This window comes from Methylocystis suflitae (assembly GCF_024448135.1).
GTDB classification, from domain to species: Bacteria; Pseudomonadota; Alphaproteobacteria; order Rhizobiales; family Beijerinckiaceae; genus Methylocystis; species Methylocystis suflitae.
On the sequence record NZ_JAMRYX010000155.1, the window covers coordinates 1 to 2,752 of the forward strand.

Consider the following 2,752-nt stretch of genomic DNA (forward strand, 5'->3'; position numbering starts at 1 on the left):
GCGCGGGAAGCGGCGCGTCAGTTCTTCATCTTGGAGAGCGCATCGGCGCAATCGGGCGAGACTTCATCCTTATGCGCCTGAAAACAGGCGAGGACGCGCCCGCCGCCGGGCATGACGCCGCTGCACAGCCGCGAATAATCCGATTTGCATCTTTCCTTCACGTCGTCGGGGATTTGACCTCCCGGCGCAGCTTTAGCCGGCGCGACGCCGGCGAAGAGGACGATCAGCAACAGGCTTAGGGAATAGCGCATGTCAATTTCCTGGGTTGGGGTCGGGATGAAGGCGATTGGCCGGGAGTCTGATTGTGACCCGCCCGCCGCGATCAGGGCAAGAGGGCGGCGCGCCGAGCGAGGGCGGCGACCCGAACAGGCGTTGACCCGTAGCGCTTCAAATCGCCGCGCTCCGCCCTTTGCTGCCACCGCTTTGCGAGATAGGCCGCTCTAGTCTAAGAGAAAATGGCAAAATAGCCGAGGAAAGAATGTCCGCGATACCGAACTTTGCATCAATTCCCTTTGCGCCCGTCGCGCCCGAGCAGGAGGCGAAGCCTCGCCGCTGGCTGACGCCGGAAGGGATCGAGGTGAAGAACGCCTATGGCCCGCAGGATATCGAGGGCCTCGCCTTCGTCGACGGCTATCCCGGCGTCGCGCCTTACGTGCGCGGACCCTATCCGACGATGTATGTCGCCCAGCCCTGGACGATCCGCCAATATGCGGGTTTCTCCACGGCCGAGGACTCGAACGCCTTCTACCGGCGCAACCTCGCCGCCGGACAGAAGGGCCTCTCCGTCGCCTTCGATCTCGCGACCCATCGCGGCTATGATTCCGACCACCCGCGCGTGATGGGCGACGTCGGCATGGCGGGCGTCGCGATCGACTCGATCTATGACATGCGCACGCTGTTCGACGGCATTCCGCTCGATCAGATGTCCGTGTCGATGACTATGAACGGCGCGGTGCTGCCGATTCTCGCGCTCTTCATCGTCGCGGCGGAAGAGCAGGGCGTGCCCGCCGAAAAGCTGACCGGCACGATCCAGAACGACATCCTCAAAGAATTCATGGTGCGCAACACCTACATCTACCCGCCCGACCCTTCGATGCGCATCGTGTCGGATATTTTCGCCTATACCTCCAAGCATATGCCGAAGTTCAACTCGATCTCGATCTCCGGCTATCACATGCAGGAGGCCGGCGCCTCGGCCGATCTCGAACTGGGCTACACGCTCGCCGACGGCGTCGAATATGTGCGCGCCGGCGTCGCGGCGGGCCTCGACATCGACGCCTTCGCGCCGCGTCTTTCCTTCTTCTTCGCCATCGGCATGAATTTCTTCATGGAGGTCGCGAAGCTGCGCGCCGCGCGCCTGCTCTGGGCGCGACTGATGAAGGATCTCGGCGCCAAGTCCGAGAAGAGCATGACGCTGCGCACGCACTGCCAGACCTCCGGCTGGTCGCTGACGGCGCAGGACGTCTACGTCAACGCCATCCGCACTTGCGTCGAGGCGATGGCGGCGACTCAAGGGCATACGCAGTCGCTGCACACCAATGCGCTCGACGAGGCGCTCGCGCTGCCGACCGATTTCTCGGCCCGCATCGCCCGCAACACGCAGATCGTGCTGCAAGAGGAGAGCGGCACGACGCGCATCATCGATCCGTGGGGCGGCTCTTACTATGTCGAACGCCTGACCGCGGAGCTCGCCAAGGGGGCCTGGAAGCATATCGAGGAAATCGAGACGCTGGGCGGCATGGCCAAGGCGATCGCCGCGGGCGTTCCCAAGCAGCGCATCGAAGAAGCGGCCGCGAAGACGCAGGCGCGCATCGACAGCGGAACGCAGGTCGTCGTCGGCGTGAACAAATATCAGCCGGTGAACGACGCCAAGCCAAATGTGCTCAAGGTCGACAACGCCGCGGTGCGCGCCGCGCAGCTCGATAAGCTGAAGCGGCTGCGCGCCGAGCGCGACGAAGCGAAGACGCAAGCAGCGCTCAACGCGCTGACCGACGGCGCCACATCGGGCGCCAATCTTCTCGATCTCGCGGTCAAGGCGGCGCGGGCGAAGGCGAGCGTCGGCGAGATCTCTTTCGCGCTGGAAAAGGTATTTTCCCGCCATCAGCCGAAAGCCAATGTCATCTCCGGCGTCTATGCGAAGGAAGCCGGCAAGGAGAGCGTTCATCTTGGCCGCGTCATCGGCATGACGCGCGACTTTGAAGAGAACGTCGGGCGCAAGCCCCGAATCCTCGTCGCCAAGATGGGCCAGGACGGCCATGATCGCGGCCAGAAGGTCATCGCCTCGGCCTTCGCCGACATGGGCTTCGACGTCGTCATCGGCGATCTCTTCGCGACGCCCGACGAAGTCGCCAGGAAAGCGGCGGAAGCCGACGTGCATATCGTCGGCGTCTCGACGATGACTGCCGGCCATCTGACTCTGACGCCGGAACTGCGCGACGCGCTCAGACGCGCCGGGCGCGGCGACATCATGATGGTCGTCGGCGGCGTCATCCCGCCCGATGATTTCCAGGCGTTGTATGATTCTGGGGCGGCGGCGATCTTCCCGCCCGGCACCAATATTCCGCTGGCGGCGGAGAAGCTGCTGTACGAGTTGAATATCCGTCTGGGCTTTGCGCAGCGCGAAGTGGCGAAGGCGGGGTGAGACAGACGGGTTTACTGCCCCCTCCCTGTCCCTCCCCCGCTATCGCGGGAGAGGGGACGCTCACGACGATTTCGTATCATCCTGCTTGACGAGCGCAATCCGCTCCCTCTC

2 protein-coding genes are annotated in these 2,752 nt (G+C 64.0%); one reads left to right on the forward strand and one right to left on the reverse strand.

The genetic code is table 11. The features are described 5' to 3' along the window. Nucleotides 1-17: 17 nt before the first annotated feature. Entirely contained in the window at nucleotides 18-251 is a 234-nt protein-coding gene (locus NEI07_RS11955) for a cysteine rich repeat-containing protein (RefSeq protein ID WP_256034809.1), read from the reverse strand. Nucleotides 252-478: 227 nt separating this feature from the next. Between NEI07_RS11955 and scpA the strand changes: the two genes are divergently transcribed. Beyond that, the gene (gene scpA, locus NEI07_RS11960; protein WP_256034810.1) at nucleotides 479-2,641 is read left to right on the forward strand and encodes a methylmalonyl-CoA mutase; all 2,163 of its coding nucleotides are present in this window, start codon (nucleotides 479-481) and stop codon (nucleotides 2,639-2,641) included. The last annotated feature ends 111 nt before the right edge of the window (nucleotides 2,642-2,752 follow it).

What these genes read in the sequence shown, in the direction of transcription:
- NEI07_RS11955 (WP_256034809.1), bottom strand. Translation starts at nt 251, where the DNA reads ATGCGCTATTCCCTAAGCCTGTTGCTGATCGTCCTCTTCGCCGGCGTC.
- scpA (WP_256034810.1), top strand. Translation starts at nt 479, where the DNA reads ATGTCCGCGATACCGAACTTTGCATCAATTCCCTTTGCGCCCGTCGCG.